Raw genomic sequence first — 13,772 nt, 5'->3', positions numbered from 1 at the left:
ATGGCTGAAGACCGGGAACCGGTGCTGTCCGTGAGGGATGTCCATAAAAGCATCCGCGGCAAGGAAATTATCAAAGGCATTTCTTTCGATGTGTACGGCGGCGAAATTTTCGGATTTCTGGGACCAAACGGCTCCGGCAAAACGACGACGATCCGGATGCTCGTGGATCTCATTAAGCCTTCTTCGGGAACCGTGACAATCTGCGGCTTCGATGTCCAGAAGCAGCATAACGAAGCGATGCGGCATGTCGGCTGTATCGTGGAGAACCCTGAACTTTACGGCTATTTGACCGGGTGGGAGAACCTGGAGCACTTTGCGCGTATGCTTCCCGATACGGGCGAAGAGAGGATCAGGGAAGTCGTCGACCTCGTAGGCATGGATGCACGCATCCACGACAAGGTAAAAACGTATTCGCTCGGCATGCGCCAGCGCCTCGGGATCGCCCAGGCTCTTCTGGCCCGGCCCAAGCTTCTTATTCTGGACGAGCCTACCAACGGTCTGGATCCGCAGGGCATCAAGGAGATGCGGATCTTTATCCGCAAGCTGGCCAAAGGCGGGCTCAGCTTGTTCGTATCGAGCCACCTGCTCAGCGAAATCCAGCAGCTCTGCGACCGCGTCGCCATTATCAGCAAAGGCCGGGTGATTGCGGTAGGGGAAGTGGACGAGCTGATCGTGCAGTCCGGCAGTACGGTCCTCTGGTCCGTCGACCCGGCTGACGAAGCGGAAGCTTGGCTGGGCAGGCAGCAGGGAGTTACGATACTGGGGCGGCGCGAAGAGCTGGCCGATGAGGAAGACGAGCCTGCGGTATTATCATCGCTCTACGCCGGAGCAAGGGCGGGAACGATAGTCACACAGTTGAGCGAGGAGCGGATTCCGGAAATAAACCGCGGTCTGGTCGACGCAGGAATCCGGATCTATGCTATCGAAATGAAACATCCGACACTGGAGGATCTGTTCCTGAGTCTGACGGAGGGTGAGAAAATTGGGTAACTTGGCGGCGTTAGTCCAGAATGAAAGTATCAAAATGGTTAAAAAACGGCGTTTTCTTGTGGTCATTCTGATCCTGCTCGCTCTCATTCCCATGTTTACTTATGCACAGATGCGCGTCTCCCAGAATACAATCAAGCAATTCGGTACGACGGATTGGAGAGCTTCGGAGCGTCAGAAAATCGTGGATTACCAGCGGAGTCTCAGCTCCGCCCGCGTTCCCGAGGAATGGAAAGAGTTCAGGCGGGCACAAATAAAAATATCCCAGTATTATCTGGATCATGATATTAATCCGCAATCTCCCAACGGCGTCACTTTCACCCGGGAGTTTCTGAACAACTCCATCTCGCTGTTCATTCCGCTCATCATTATGGTCATCGCGGCGGATATCATTTCATCCGAACATTCGGGCGGCACTATCAAATTGTTATTGACAAGACCCGTAAAGCGATGGAAAATCCTAATGAGCAAGTTGATCACGCTGATCCTGTTCGTTTCACTCGTCGTTTTGTCGACCGCCGCGCTCAGTTATCTCATATCCGGACTCGTTTTCGGATACGGGGGATGGAACATGCCGGTGTTTGTCGGCTTCAAAACGAGCGGAGGCGATGTGGATCTCAGCGGAGTCCACGCCATCGACCAGTGGAAGTACCTGCTGATGGAAACCGGGCTTGTCTGGTTTGTCGGCATCGTGGTCGCCATCCTTTCCCTGATGCTGTCCGTGCTCATCCGTTCGACGGCGGCCGGAATGGGGATTATGCTGGCCGTGCTTATTTCGGGCACGATCCTGACCAATATGGTATCCTCTTGGGAAGCGGCCAAATATTTGTTTATGGTGAATCTAAAGCTGACCGATTACATGACGGGCGCGCTGCCTCCGATTAAAGGCATGAGCCTCGGGTTTTCGCTGGCCGTTCTGTCGGTCTGGGCTGTGATCTCACTTTTCGTTTCGTTTGGGGTATTTACCCGTAAAGATATTTTAAATTAACGTATGAACCCGTTCGGGAATGGAAAAAGGAAAGAAGGAGGCGCTTCGATGACCGAGCAGCTAGAGATGATGACGAATCAACCGAACCAGCCGGCGGAGTACGATGCCGATGCGATTCAGGTACTGGAGGGGCTGACGGCCGTCCGTAAAAGGCCGGGCATGTACATCGGCAGCACAAGTACTTCGGGCCTGCATCATCTGGTTTGGGAAATCGTCGATAACGCGGTCGATGAACACCTCGCGAAGCATGGTTCCAAAATTGAGGTGACGCTTCATAAAGACGGATCCGTCACCGTACAGGATAACGGCCGGGGCATCCCGACCGGCATGCACAAGACCGGCATACCGACGCCGCAGGTTGTATTTACGATTCTTCATGCCGGAGGAAAATTCGGCGGCGGCGGGTATAAGAAGTCCGGCGGTCTTCACGGCGTCGGCGCATCGGTGACGAACGCTTTGTCGGAGTGGCTGGAAGTCACGATCTTTCGAGACGGCAAGATACATAAACAGCGTTTCGAATATTGGGTCGACGAGAAAGGCGTAGAGCATGTAGGGGAACCGAGAACCGGGCTTGAGGTAACGGGGACCACGAACAAAACAGGTACGCGTGTTACCTTTAAGCCGGACCGCCGTGTGTTCCAGAACGGCATTGCGATCAGCTACGACACCCTCGCCGAACGGCTTCAAGAAATCGCTTTTCTGAACTCCGGGCTGGAGGTCATTTTGAAAGACGAGCGCACGGATCAGGCCGAAACGTTCAAGTACGACGGCGGAGCGAGCGAATTCGTTAAGTTCCTCAACGAAGGCAAATCGGTCATGCACGACGTGATCCACTTTGCGGCCGAGAAGGACGATATCGAGGTGGAAGTGGCGCTCCAATACAACGACGGCTACACGGAAACGATAGCTTCGTTCGTGAACTCGATTCCGACACGCGGCGGCGGCACCCATGAAACCGGGTTTAAAATCGCCTACACCAGGGCGATGAACGAATATGCCCGTAAAACCGCCATTTTGAAGGAAAAAGAAAAAAACCTCGACGGAACCGACCTGCGTGAAGGCATGATGGCGGTAATCAACATCAAGATGGGCGAGGTGGAGTTCGTCGGCCAGACGAAAGACCAGCTCGGCAGCGCATCGGCGAGAAGTGCCGTAGACGCTATCGTATCGGAGAAAATGGCCGTATTCCTGGAGGAAAACCCGCAAATCGCCCAAAGTATGCTGAAAAAAGCGATCCAGTCGGCCAAAGCCCGTGAAGCGGCCCGCAAAGCGCGCGAGGAAGTGCGCAGCGGCAAGAAAGGCCGCAGCGAAAGCTCCAATCTCGGAGGCAAGCTGACGCCGGCGCAATCGAAAGACTACGCGCGCAACGAGCTTTTCATCGTGGAAGGCGATTCCGCGGGCGGCTCAGCCAAGCAGGGCCGCGATTCCAAGCATCAGGCGATTCTGCCCCTGAAAGGGAAGCCGCTCAACCCCGAGAAAGCGAAGCTCGCCGATATTCTCAAGAACGATGAATACAGGGCGATCATTGCGACTATCGGTGCGGGAGTCGGCTCCGAATTTGCCATCGAGGAGAGCAATTACGGCAAAATCATTATCATGACCGATGCCGACACGGACGGCGCCCATATCCAGGTGCTGCTGCTGACGTTCTTCTACCGGTACATGAAACCGTTGATCGATAACGGCAAAGTGTATATCGCGCAGCCGCCGCTTTTTAAAGTGACCAAGAAATCAGGCAAAAACAGTGCGGTCCACTACGCCTGGACCGAAGAACAGCTGCAGGCGCTCCATAAGGAGCTGGGCAAAGGCATCGAACTCCAGCGCTACAAAGGACTGGGCGAAATGAACCCGAACCAGCTGTGGGAAACGACGATGGACCCGGGAAGCCGCACTTTGCTGCAGGTGCAGATTGAGGACGCGGCCAAGGCGGAGCGACGGGTATCGACGCTGATGGGCGACAAGGTCGATCCGCGCAAACGATGGATTATCGAAAATGTAGACTTTACCGAATCCGAAGAGTGACTGAACGTCTAGAGGTGAACCGAGTTGAGCAGTTTGGAACAGTTTTTACCCGCGTTTCTGGAAGAAGTAGTAGGGGACCGGTTCGGCCGCTACTCTAAATATATTATTCAAGACCGGGCTATTCCCGATGTCCGTGACGGACTCAAGCCCGTGCAGCGGCGGATTCTGTATGCCATGTACGATTCCGGGAATACGCCGGACAAACCGTACCGGAAATCGGCGAAGACGGTCGGGGATGTTATGGGTAACTATCATCCTCACGGCGACAGCCCTATTTACGAGGGTATGGTACGCATGGCGCAGCCTTGGAAAATGGGCCACGTGCTCGTTGACGGCCACGGCAACTGGGGCTCGATCGATGACGATCCGGCCGCCGCTATGCGGTATACCGAAGCAAGGCTATCGCCCATTGCGATGGAACTGCTTCGCGATATCGAGAAGCGGACTGTGCTTTTCAAAGATAATTTCGATAATACGACCAAAGAACCCGTCGTTCTTCCTTCCCGGTATCCGAATCTGCTCGTCAACGGCGTAAGCGGGATTTCATCGGGATTTGCGACCGAGATTCCCCCGCATAACCTGCGTGAGGTGGTTGATGCGTGTATCGCGCTGATCGATTCGCCCGAAATAGGCATTGAAGAGCTGATGCGTCATATGAAAGGCCCCGATTTTCCGACGGGGGGCATCATCATGGGCGAGGAAGGCATCCGGGACGCGTACAATACGGGCAAAGGCCGCATCTATGTCCGCTCCAAGACGGAGATTCAGGATCTCAAAGCGGGCCGGCAGCAAATTGTCGTGACGGAAATTCCGTACCAGGTCGTAAAGTCGAGACTGGTCACCGCCATTGAAAATATCCGTCTGGAGAAAAAGGTCGAAGGCATCGCCGAAGTCCGCGACGAAAGCGGAAGAGACGGCATGCGTATCGTCGTGGAGCTGAAGAAGGAAGCCGACGCCCAGGGAATTCTGGCTTATCTGCTGAAAAAAACCGATCTCCAGGTTACCTATAATTTCAATATGGTGGCCATCGTGAACAAAACGCCGAGGCAGCTCGGGCTGAAGGACATGCTCTCGGCCTACATCGAGCACCAGAAGGAAGTCGTCACGTTCCGTTCCCAGTACGATCTTGAGAGAGCGGAAGACCGCGCGCATGTTCTGGAGGGGCTCGTCAAGGCTTTGAACATTCTGGACGAAGTTATCGCAGCCATCAAAGCATCCAAAAACCGCCTTGATGCACAGAAAAACCTCGTCAACCTGTTCGGTTTCACAGAGCGCCAGGCGGATGCGATTCTGGTTCTCCAGCTGTACAGACTGACCAACCTGGAAATCACTTCGCTGGAAAAAGAGCTGAAGGACGTGCAGAAGACGATTAATCACCTGCGCGGAATTCTGGGAAGCATGAAGAAGCTCCTTGGCGTCATCAAGGACGAAATGACTGAAATCCGGACCAAGTATGGCATTGAGCGCCGGTCGGATATCCAGAACGAGGTAGAGGAAATCAAGGTAAACCTGGAAGTGATGGTGACGCCGGAGGATGTTCTCGTCACGCTGTCTAACGAAGGGTATATCAAACGGACAAGTATGCTTTCTTATACGAGATCCGGAGGCGCGGTCGACAACACGGGACTTAAGGAAGGCGATTATCTCCGTCATCTGAAGGAAGTCAATACGATCGAAAGCCTGCTCATTTTCACTAACAAGGGCCAGTATTTCCTTCTTCCCGTTCATCTCATTCCGGAGTACAAATGGAAAGATAACGGCACCGCCATCGTAAACATTATTCCGATAGCGAAAGACGACCGGATCGTGGACATGATCCCCGTCAAGGACTTTAACGAAGAAGGCAAATCGCTCGTCTTCATTACCCGCAAAGGGCAGGTTAAACGGACCGATCTTAAGGAATATTACACGAACCGTTCCAGCGGGATTGTCGCCTGCAAGGTAGGAGCGGGAGACGAGATCCTGCATGTCCAGCTTAGCGACGGTACGAAGGATATCATGCTGGCGACGAAGCAGGGAATGAGCATCCGTTTCCGCGAGGAAGAAGTCAATCCGATGGGGCGCGCCGCGGCGGGAGTCCGCGGGCTTCAGCTGCGCGAAGGCGATGAAGTGGTTGCCGCGGATTGGGTATACGGAGACGAGGGTGAGGTGCTCGTGATCTCCGATCTCGGCTATGCCAAACGTACGCTGCTGGTGGATTACCCACTGCAGGGACGCGGAGGCAAAGGGATCGGCACCTTCGAATTCAAAGAAGGCAAGCGCGTGAAATCCAACGGCAGCGAGCTGGTCGGCATGTTCTATTTCAAACAGGACTACGATATTACTGCCTGGAACGGCAGCGGAGACAAAACAGTGTTCAAAACCAACCAGGCCCCGCTTGATGACCGTAAATCGATAGGAAAACAGGTTGTGCCGGTTTCCAAAGGCGACAGCATTACCGCCCTTGTCAAGAACGCAAGCCTGGATAAACGTCCGCCGAACGCGTGAGACATATCAGATTAGACTTCAATCATAGCTCGTGGTAGGCGGATCCATCGTTTCCATGAGCTGAAAAGCGATTTCCAGTACGACCCACAAGGGCACTTGTTCGTCCAGACGATCCAGCCAGCCCGGGTCCTTCAATAAGCCAAGATCAAGTGCGCGCTGTCCCAGCGCGCTTTTTTTTATGTGCACGGGCGATCCCTCCTTCTGCCGTTTCCTTACAGTGTATGTGCATCCGCCCAGAAATGTGCGGGACGGGTCCGCGTTTCGGCGAACAGGAAAGAGACGCGTGCAGAAGAGTGCAAGGCTTGCAGAAGAAGGGCAATGCTCACATAAGAATGCTTACAGAAGAATGCTTACAGAAGAATGCTTACAGAAGAATGCTTACAGAAGAATGCTTACAGAACAATTCGTGCAGAAGAATGAATGCAGAAGAATGTTGACAGAAGAATTCTGACAGAAGAATTCTGACTGAAGAGTGCATGCAGAAGAATGAGAAGAGAAAGGAGGCTAACATGTTCAAAACGGCCGGAGAGAGACGCTAATTTAAAACGAATCTAAAAACGAAGCCAGAACGAAGCTGAAAAACGAGCCTAAAGACGCAGACGCCCGTTCTCGCAATTCGGACAACTTTTCCGTCCGCGGAGCCCGTAACTTAGCGAAAAGGCGCGAAACGCCCGGCTTATTGTCTTAAAGTATTAACGGCATTAACCTATATTTCGCCATTGGACACGTGATATACTTGGATAGAAGAGTGGATGAGCCTTGAATCGGAGGAGTGATTGCAATTGTATTCGGTAGAATTTGCGAAACTGTGGACGAAGCTTTCCAAGGAGCTCAAATCCAATATGGAAGACCAGCTTGCACCGACGATTACGGAAGGACAGCTTCACGTGCTTGAGCTGCTTGCGGCGAACGGCACGATGAAGCCTTCCGATTTTATTGAATATTTGGCTACGACACCGGCGGCCGTGACGACTCTCCTGGACCGGATGGAGCGGGCGGGCCTAATCAGCCGGAGCCGGGATGAAAAAGACCGCCGCGTCGTATGGGTCGACGCGACGGACAAAGGAAAATCCGAGCGGGAGCGCGGACTGCAAATCCGTGAGGAAGTGCTGGATGCGTATCTTAGCCGCATTTCCTCCCACAACCAGCAGCTACTCGTTTACCTGCTCGGGAAGGTTGCGAACTAGCTCCTGCCACAAGAACCAGGGGTGACGCTCCGGCGGAGTTGACCGGAAGGTCAGCGTCTCCTGCTGCGTCGGGTGCGGGAAGGACAGCCGGGCCGACCAGAGGGCAAGCTGCTGCCCCGGTTCGTTCTCTCCCGCGCCGTACCGCTGATCCCCGTACAGAGGGCAGCCGATGGCCGCAAGCTGCACGCGGATCTGATGCGGCCTGCCCGTGTGCAGCTTCACCAGGACGAGGCTGAGCCCTTCGGCGCTGCCGAGCACCCGGTAGTCAAGGAGCGCCTCTTTGGCGCCGTCCTTGCCGGGCTTGACCACGGATACGGTGTTAGTCCGCGTATCCTTAAGCAGCCAGTGCCGCAAAGAGCCCTGCGGCTCCTTGGGTCTGCCGCGCACAACGGCCGCGTACGTCTTGTCGAACGTCCGTGTCCGCACGCTGTCCGAGAGGCGGGAAGCCGCCTTGGACGTTTTGGCGAACACCATGACGCCGCCGACGGGACGGTCCAGCCGGTGCACGAGCCCGAGGAAGACGTTGCCCGGCTTATGATGCCGGCGCTTCAAGTCTTCTTTGAGCACGCTCAGGAGATCGGGGTCGCGCGAGCTGTCCTCCTGCGTCGGCATATTGACGGGCTTCTCCACGACGAGCACGTGGTTGTCTTCGTAGAGGACGGGAATCGCCGCCCCGTCCGCCGCATGCTTCGGTCCCGCCATGGCTTACGCCTCCCAGCGGCCGAGAATTCCGCACGGCAATGTCAGCTCGCTCGCGGTGATCGGAAGTCCGATCTCGCCTGCGGTGATTGTTCCGCCGTAGCGCTTGTGCATCGCCATGGTCAGGATGTTTTTCAGCACCGTGGAAGAGATGCCGGTCGTGTAGGAATTGACGAGCAGGAACAGCGGGTTGTCCGACAAGATCGTCATGCACGTCTCGATAAACGGATACAAATCGTTCTCCAGCTTCCAGGTTTCCCCGTTGGGTCCGCGTCCGTAGGACGGAGGATCCATGATGATGGCGTCGTATTTGTTGCCGCGGCGCTGCTCGCGCTGGACGAATTTGAAAACGTCGTCCGTAATGAAACGGACGTGGCGGTCGGCGAGGCCGGACAGCTCGACGTTTTCTTTCGCCCACTGCACAACGCCTTTCGAAGCGTCGACGTGGACGACCGAGGCGCCCGCATAAGCACAGGCGACGGTAGCTCCGCCCGTATAGGCGAACAGATTCAATACCTTAACGGGACGGCCGGCTTTACTTATCTTGTCCATCATCCAGTCCCAGTTGGCGGCCTGCTCGGGGAAGAGGCCCGTATGTTTGAAGCCGGTCGGTTTGATATGAAACCGCAGTTTGTTGTCATACGAGATCGTCCAGCGCTCCGGCAGGGTCTGGCGGAAGTCCCAGTTGCCGCCTCCGGAAGAGCTGCGCCGGTAATGTCCTTCGGCCTGTTTCCAGCTTGCCGTTTCGGCCGCGAGCGGCCAAATAATTTGCGGGTCGGGACGCCGCAATACATAAGAACCCCAGCGTTCGAGTTTTTCTCCTCCGCCGGTGTCCAGGAGTTCATAGTCGTTCCAGCGATTAGCTACATACATCGGTTCATTTCCTTCTTTCCTCGCGTCAAAATGTACAGCGGTTCCTCATTCAAAAAAACGCTATCCGTCCGCGGGCGGATACCGGTATAACTTGCGGTTTTTAACACCGTTTTCTTCTAAGCATCTATTGTACAACATCCCTTGATGGAAGCCAATATAAGGAGTGTGCCCGATAAAGCGCCTTTTCGTTTCACAAAGTGCCGAATCGGGTACAAAAAGATGACTATACAAGAGGGGGATGGGTTGAAGCATATGGCGGGTAAACAGATCCCCGGCTCCGAAGACATCTACTTGTTCCATGAAGGAACGTATTATCACAGTTATCGCCTATTCGGGGCACACGCAGAGAAAAGGGGTAAGACAACGGCCGTACGCTTTACCGTTTGGGCGCCTCATGCCCGTGAAGTGCGCGTCGTCGGCGATTTTAACGAATGGAACGGTGAAAACCACCGTATGGAGACCGTGCCGGAGTCTGGCGGCATCTGGACGCTTGCGGTACCCGGTCTGGCGGAAGGCTCCCTGTACAAATATGAAATCCACACACCGGACGGCAGGATCATTCTGAAGGCCGATCCTTATGCCGTCTATTCGGAGCTGCGCCCGGGCACCGCTTCCCGCTTTTATAACTTGGACGGATACAAGTGGGGCGACCAGAACTGGCGGCGTCAGCGCGCCCGCAAACCGGCATACGACCAGCCGTTAAACATTTACGAGGTTCATCTCGGTACGTGGAAGAAGAAAAGCCGCGAAGAGGATGAGCTGTTCTCCTACCGCGAGCTTGCGGACGACCTTGTCGGCTATGCCGCCGAGATGGGATATACCCATATCGAGCTGCTTCCGCTTGCGGAGCATCCTTTCGACCGTTCGTGGGGCTACCAGGCAACGGGCTATTTTTCGGTAACGAGCCGATTCGGCGAGCCGAAGGACTTTATGTATTTTGTGGACCGGTGCCATCAGGCCGGTATCGGCGTCATCATGGACTGGGTGCCGGGCCATTTCTGCAAAGATGCCCACGGTCTTCGCCAGTTTGACGGACAGCCGCTGTATGAGCCGGACGAGCCCAATCTGGCCGAAAAACCGGAATGGGGGACGCTGGCCTTTGATTTTGACAAGCCGGAGGTTCACAGCTTCCTTATTTCCAACGCGATGTTCTGGATGGACAAATATCACATTGACGGCATCCGGGTCGATGCGGTAGCAAGCATGCTGTATCTGAATTTCGGCAAACCGCAGTCCATGTGGGTAACGAACGAACACGGAGGGGACGAAAATCCGTCCGCCATCCAATTTTTGAAAAAATTAAACACCGTCGTCTTCGGCTCTTATCCCAATGCCCTAATGATGGCCGAGGATTCCACCGATTGGCCTCAAGTCACGGCGCCTGTCGATGCGGGCGGGCTGGGCTTTAATTACAAGTGGAACATGGGCTGGATGAACGACATGCTGAAATATATGAAAATGGACCCGATACACCGGAAACATCATCATAATCTCATCACATTCTCGTTTATGTACGCGTTTAACGAAAATTTCGTGCTGCCGCTTTCGCATGACGAAGTTGTGCATGGCAAGCGGTCCATTCTGCATAAAATGCCGGGGGATTACTGGCAGAAGTTCGCCAACACCCGCGTGCTTTACGGTTATATGTCCGGTCATCCGGGAAAAAAGCTTCTGTTCATGGGAGGCGAATTCGCCCAATTTGACGAATGGAAGGACCTGGAGGATTTGGACTGGTTTTTACTGGACTATGAGCTGCACGGTAAAATGCAGACCTACGTCCGGGCCTTGAACCGTTTCTACCTGGAGCAGCCTGCCTTATGGCAGAACGATCACGGCCACGACGGATTCCGCTGGATTTCGCCCGACGATTCCAGCCAAAGCGTCGTCGCCTTTATCCGCAAAGGCAAGAAGCCCAAGGACGATCTTATCGTCGTGTGCAACTTCACGCCGGTCGTCCATCCGGATTACCGGATCGGCGTTCCCGAACCGGGGACGTATGCGGAAATTTTCAACAGCGACGACGAAGCGTACGGCGGATCGGGCCAGTCCAACGGCGAACCGCTTGCGGCCGAGCCGGTTCCGATGCACGGTTTTGACTACAGCTTATCGCTTCGCGTACCGCCGCTTGCCGCAGTTTATCTGAAACGATCGCAAGTCGAACGAACTCCGCGACGAAAGGGGAAATCGAAAGATGCGAAGTAAAGAATGTATTGCCATGCTGCTTGCCGGAGGAGAGGGCAAACGACTTGGGGTGCTCACCCAGCAGCTGGCGAAACCGGCCGTTCATTTCGGCGGAAAGTACCGCATTATCGATTTCACGCTGAGCAACTGCACCAACTCGGGTATCGACACGGTGGGGGTGCTTACCCAGTACCAGCCGCTCGTGCTCAACTCTTATATCGGCATAGGCGGGGCTTGGGACCTGGATCGTAAAAACGGCGGCGTAACGGTGCTGCCTCCTTTTATGGAGCAGGGCGGCGGAGACTGGTACCAGGGGACGGCGAACGCGATTTACCGCAATATGGGGTATATCGACCGCTATGAGCCGGAGTACGTGCTGATCATCTCGGGCGATCATATTTATAAAATGGATTATGACCGGCTGCTCACGTATCACAAAACGAAAGGCGCCGACGCCACGATCGCGGTGATTGAGGTCAAGTGGGAAGAGGCGTCGCGTTTCGGTCTTCTGAGCGTAAATGAAGACAGCGAAATTACGGAGTTCGCGGAAAAACCGAAAGAACCCAAAAGCAACCTCGCTTCCATGGGCGTGTATATGTTCAGCTGGAAAGCGCTGAAAAAATATTTGATTCAGGATAACGAGAATCCGGATTCCAGCAAAGATTTCGGCAAGGACATCATCCCGGCGATGCTTGAAGAAGGGGCGAACCTTGTGGCTTACCCGTTCCAGGGCTACTGGAAGGATGTCGGCACCATACAGAGCTTGTGGGAAGCGAACATGGATCTGCTGGACGATCCGACCCAGCTGAACCTGAACGATAAATCGTGGCGCATCTATTCCGTCACGCCTTACCAGCCTGCCCAGTTTATTTCGGGCGGGGCCCAAGTTCGCCGTTCACTCGTGAACGAAGGGTGCTCCGTGTTCGGGGATGTGGACCACTCCGTCCTGTTCTATGGCGTCCATATCGGCGAAGGCAGCGTGATCCGGGACTCCGTCATCATGCCAGGAGCGAGAATCGGCAACAATGTCACCATCCGCAAAGCGATTATCGGGGAAAATACGATCGTGGAGGACGGGGCGGCCGTAGGAGACGGGGAAGAAATCGTGCTGATCGGCGCTGGAGAACACATACGGGCGACTACGGAATCGAAAGGATGAGGGTAGCATGAAGCATGTAATGGGCGTTATCAATCTGGTGAACGAGCCGGACGATCTGGAAGAGCTTACGCTTCACCGCTGTGCCGCTTCGGTTCCGTTCGGAGGCCGGTACCGGCTGATCGATTTTGTTTTATCCAACATGGTGAATTCCTCGATCGGCAACGTGGCTGTTTTTACCCAGCACAAATACCGTTCCCTGATGGACCATCTGGGATCCGGCAAGGAATGGGACCTCGACCGCAAGAGAGGCGGCCTGTTCGTGCTGCCGTCCGTCCAGGACGATCCGGCGGGCATGTCGCGGGGAGATCTGTTCCAGTTCTACTCCCACCGCGATTATTTCTACCGGGGCCGGGAAGAGCTGGTCATCATCGGACGCAGCCATATGGTCTGCAACATTAATTACGAAGACGCGGTCCGCTACCATGAAGATATGAGAGCGGATGTTACCGTCATTTATAAAGAAGCGGAAGAAGAATACTCGGGAAGCTACCGCCGCCTTGCGATACGTCCGGACGGCAGAGTGACGGTCATAGAAGATCAGACCGGACGTCTGCGTACGGACAATGTGTCCATGGAAATGTATATCATGAGCAAGTCGCTGCTTCTCGATATGGTGGAGACGTGCCTGGCACAGGGTTACGACCATCTGGTCCGGGACGGGATCATGAAGAACGTCGACAAACTGAACGTGGTCGGCTACCGCCATGACGGCTATCTCGGGATCGTGAATTCGATCCAGGGTTATTACCGGCACAGTATGGAGCTGCTTGACCCGGCCGTGCTGCGGGAGCTGTTCTTCCGCAGAGATCTCATTTACACGAAGGTAAAAGACGAACCGCCGGCCCGTTACGAGGCGAACGCGAACGTACGCAACTCCCTGATCGCCAACGGCTGCGTTATTGAAGGCAAGGTCGATAACAGCATTTTGTCCCGGGGGGTAAAAATCAGCAAGGGTGCGGTCGTCAAAAACAGCATTATCCTGCAGAACTGCTCCATAGAAGAAAATGTCGTGATCGAGAACGCCATTCTTGACAAAGACGTATTCATCAGCCGGGGACGCGTATTGACCGGGGATATGAGAGCGCCGTTCATCGCGGCTAAAATGAAGGTCATCTAAAACGGATTCCGACAATCAAAAGCCGTAACCGGACGCCGCCATGCGGTTCCGGTTTGGCTTTTTGCCAATAGA

General features: G+C 54.7%; 11 protein-coding genes. 8 read left to right on the top strand and 3 right to left on the bottom strand.

Annotation, left to right across the window (positions count from 1 at the left end):
• From C4S74_RS09135 to gyrA, 4 genes are read left to right on the top strand one after another with little or no spacing between them, the layout of a single operon-like run.
• Positions 1-990: an ABC transporter ATP-binding protein gene (locus C4S74_RS09135; protein WP_103995029.1), complete on the top strand. Its 990-nt coding sequence runs from the start codon at positions 1-3 to the stop codon at positions 988-990.
• Positions 983-1,975: an ABC transporter permease gene (locus tag C4S74_RS09130; protein ID WP_009675515.1), complete on the top strand. Its 993-nt coding sequence runs from the start codon at positions 983-985 to the stop codon at positions 1,973-1,975. Before C4S74_RS09135 ends, C4S74_RS09130 begins: the two co-directional genes overlap by 8 nt.
• 48 nt (positions 1,976-2,023) lie before the next feature.
• Entirely contained in the window at positions 2,024-3,997 is a 1,974-nt protein-coding gene (parE, locus tag C4S74_RS09125; RefSeq protein ID WP_103995028.1) for a DNA topoisomerase IV subunit B, read from the top strand.
• A 24-nt stretch (positions 3,998-4,021) separates the two neighbouring features.
• Positions 4,022-6,484, top strand: coding sequence for a DNA gyrase subunit A (gyrA, locus tag C4S74_RS09120; protein ID WP_103995027.1), 2,463 nt, complete (start codon positions 4,022-4,024; stop codon positions 6,482-6,484).
• Positions 6,485-6,502: 18 nt separating this feature from the next.
• On the opposite strand, the gene C4S74_RS26480 is transcribed toward gyrA, so the two are convergent.
• Positions 6,503-6,670, bottom strand: a complete 168-nt coding sequence (locus C4S74_RS26480) for a hypothetical protein (protein WP_181024368.1) — start codon at positions 6,668-6,670, stop codon at positions 6,503-6,505.
• Between the two features lie 596 nt (positions 6,671-7,266).
• Between C4S74_RS26480 and C4S74_RS09115 the strand changes: the two genes are divergently transcribed.
• Positions 7,267-7,671, top strand: coding sequence for a MarR family winged helix-turn-helix transcriptional regulator (locus C4S74_RS09115; protein WP_103995026.1), 405 nt, complete (start codon positions 7,267-7,269; stop codon positions 7,669-7,671).
• On the opposite strand, the gene C4S74_RS09110 is transcribed toward C4S74_RS09115, so the two are convergent.
• Together C4S74_RS09110 and C4S74_RS09105 are read right to left on the bottom strand one after the other, a co-directional pair.
• Positions 7,636-8,373 (bottom strand): RluA family pseudouridine synthase, encoded by a 738-nt coding sequence (locus C4S74_RS09110; RefSeq protein ID WP_103995025.1) that lies wholly within the window; start codon positions 8,371-8,373, stop codon positions 7,636-7,638. The genes C4S74_RS09115 and C4S74_RS09110 overlap by 36 nt on opposite strands.
• Before the next feature lie 3 nt (positions 8,374-8,376).
• Positions 8,377-9,243 carry a class I SAM-dependent methyltransferase gene (locus C4S74_RS09105; RefSeq protein WP_103995024.1) on the bottom strand — a complete coding sequence of 289 codons (867 nt, stop codon included), beginning with the start codon at positions 9,241-9,243 and terminating at the stop codon, positions 8,377-8,379.
• 252 nt (positions 9,244-9,495) lie between these two features.
• On the opposite strand from C4S74_RS09105, the gene glgB reads away from it, so the two are divergent.
• From glgB to glgD, 3 genes are read left to right on the top strand one after another with little or no spacing between them, the layout of a single operon-like run.
• Positions 9,496-11,445: a 1,4-alpha-glucan branching protein GlgB gene (gene glgB / locus C4S74_RS09100; protein ID WP_181024379.1), complete on the top strand. Its 1,950-nt coding sequence runs from the start codon at positions 9,496-9,498 to the stop codon at positions 11,443-11,445.
• Entirely contained in the window at positions 11,435-12,583 is a 1,149-nt protein-coding gene (locus C4S74_RS09095) for a glucose-1-phosphate adenylyltransferase (RefSeq protein ID WP_103995022.1), read from the top strand. The genes glgB and C4S74_RS09095 overlap by 11 nt, the downstream gene beginning before the upstream one ends.
• 7 nt (positions 12,584-12,590) lie before the next feature.
• Positions 12,591-13,700 carry a glucose-1-phosphate adenylyltransferase subunit GlgD gene (glgD, locus tag C4S74_RS09090; protein ID WP_103995021.1) on the top strand — a complete coding sequence of 370 codons (1,110 nt, stop codon included), beginning with the start codon at positions 12,591-12,593 and terminating at the stop codon, positions 13,698-13,700.
• The last annotated feature ends 72 nt before the right edge of the window (positions 13,701-13,772 follow it).

The sequence above is a fragment of the Paenibacillus sp. UNC499MF genome, from assembly GCF_900107975.1.
Taxonomy (GTDB): domain Bacteria; phylum Bacillota; class Bacilli; order Paenibacillales; family NBRC-103111; genus Paenibacillus_F.
The sequence above is the reverse complement of the archived record's forward strand: the minus strand, read 5'-3'. Positions and strand labels throughout refer to the sequence as shown.

Bases quoted from the DNA above. Each gene is read 5' to 3' on its own strand.
- C4S74_RS09135 (WP_103995029.1), top strand. From the start codon at position 1: ATGGCTGAAGACCGGGAACCGGTGCTGTCCGTGAGGGATGTCCATAAA.
- parE (WP_103995028.1), top strand. From the start codon at position 2,024: ATGACCGAGCAGCTAGAGATGATGACGAATCAACCGAACCAGCCGGCG.
- C4S74_RS09110 (WP_103995025.1), bottom strand. From the start codon at position 8,373: ATGGCGGGACCGAAGCATGCGGCGGACGGGGCGGCGATTCCCGTCCTC.
- C4S74_RS09105 (WP_103995024.1), bottom strand. From the start codon at position 9,243: ATGTATGTAGCTAATCGCTGGAACGACTATGAACTCCTGGACACCGGC.
- glgB (WP_181024379.1), top strand. From the start codon at position 9,496: ATGGCGGGTAAACAGATCCCCGGCTCCGAAGACATCTACTTGTTCCAT.
- C4S74_RS09095 (WP_103995022.1), top strand. From the start codon at position 11,435: ATGCGAAGTAAAGAATGTATTGCCATGCTGCTTGCCGGAGGAGAGGGC.
- glgD (WP_103995021.1), top strand. From the start codon at position 12,591: ATGAAGCATGTAATGGGCGTTATCAATCTGGTGAACGAGCCGGACGAT.